The 1569-nt window shown below is 43.7% G+C and carries 1 protein-coding gene; it reads right to left on the minus strand.

Annotation, left to right across the window (positions count from 1 at the left end):
• Positions 1–238: 238 nt before the first annotated feature.
• On the minus strand, positions 239–1569 hold a 1331-nt coding region (locus tag G4P69_RS38090), incomplete at its 5' end, for an efflux RND transporter permease subunit (protein WP_208355158.1).

Raw genomic sequence — 1569 nt, forward strand, 5'->3', positions numbered from 1 at the left:
CCGTAATTTTTAAAAGTTAGTGCGAGCCCGAAAGCTCGCGTGTGATGACAAGTAAACTGTTCTATGTTCGCTATTCCCTTCTTTGATAAAAATTAGGGGATATTCCACCATTTCTAATGACTCAAGAAGAAAGAATAAAACAGATACAACAGAGTGAAGCCAAATAAAATGTGGTTAATCCAATCGTTGAGATTCCATTTCTTAAACATTGCTGTTACCTGTAGAAAAGAACGATCGCCTATTCATTTTGAGGAGCAGATTCAAATGCCGAGACGGGCTGTCCCTTTTCTTGCGGCACTGGAGGCTGTTTAGAGGACTTAGGTTTGGGTTTACCTGGTGTTAAGAAACGGTCTTCAAAACTCTTAATCACCACGTAAAGAACAGGCACTAAAAATAGACTTAAGATGGTCGAAATCAGGTAGCCCCCAAAGAGTGCTGTCCCAAGAGACCAACGACTCATCGCCCCTGCACCAGTAGCAATTACCAAAGGCCAAAAACCAACGAGTCCTGCAAAAGCAGTCATCAGAATTGGTCGTAAACGCTCCTCTGCTGCTCTTACAGCCGCCTGAGTAATGCTCATACCTATCGCTCGGGACTGGTTGGCAAATTCTACAATCAAAATTGCGTTCTTACTAGCCAGACCAATCAACATCACCAAAGCTACCTGGGCATAAATATTATTGTTAACCACTGGCCAAACTCCACCAGCTTGGAAAACATTTGCCCGAAGCATTACAGCACCAAGGGCACCCAATATAGCTAAAGGCACGGTGATCATAATAATAGTGGGATCAACGTAACTTTCGTACTGAGCCGCTAGAACCAGAAAGACCATGACAAAAGCTAAGCCAAAAATGATTGGCGCTGCACCACCAGATGATTTTTCTTGGAAAGCTGTACCTGTCCAGGCAAAGCCGAATCCGGGTTGTAGCACTTGGCTGGCAACTTCTTCCATTGCTTTGATGGCTTGTGCTGAGCTAAAACCGGGTGCTGGAACTCCTTGGAGTTTGATAGCTGGGTAGATGTTGTAATGAGTTATGATGGGGGGATAAGTAATTTTTTCCAAATGTACCAAAGTGTTCATTTGGACTAAATTCCCATCCTGAGAGCGCACATAAAGACGACCAATATCATCAGGATTAGAACGTACATTTCCTTCTGCTTGCGCATAAACCCGATAAAGTCGCCCACCTAAAACGTACTGATTGACATATCTTGCGCCTAAATATGTCTGTAAGGTATTGAAAATATCGTTGACTTGAATGTTTTGTGCCTTAGCCTGGTTGCGATCAATAGAAGTTTGGATCATCGGGCTATTAAAGGTGTATTGGGTAAAGACCGCCCCTAACTCTGGTCGCTTCTGCGCTGCGTCCATCACCTTTATGGTATTGTCTAAAAGTGCTTGAATGGGCAGGGCTTGTTTGTTTTGAACATAGAACTCAAAGCCACCCGTACTTCCTAAACCATCTACCGGAGGAGCATTCACCGCAATGACTCTAGCTTCTGGAACTGTTGCACGTAAACCTTTGTTGATCTTTTGCAAAACTCCGAAAATTGACCCATCAGCAC

The sequence above is a fragment of the Aetokthonos hydrillicola CCALA 1050 genome, assembly GCF_017591665.1.
In the GTDB taxonomy this organism is placed as follows: Bacteria; Cyanobacteriota; Cyanobacteriia; order Cyanobacteriales; family Nostocaceae; genus Aetokthonos; species Aetokthonos hydrillicola.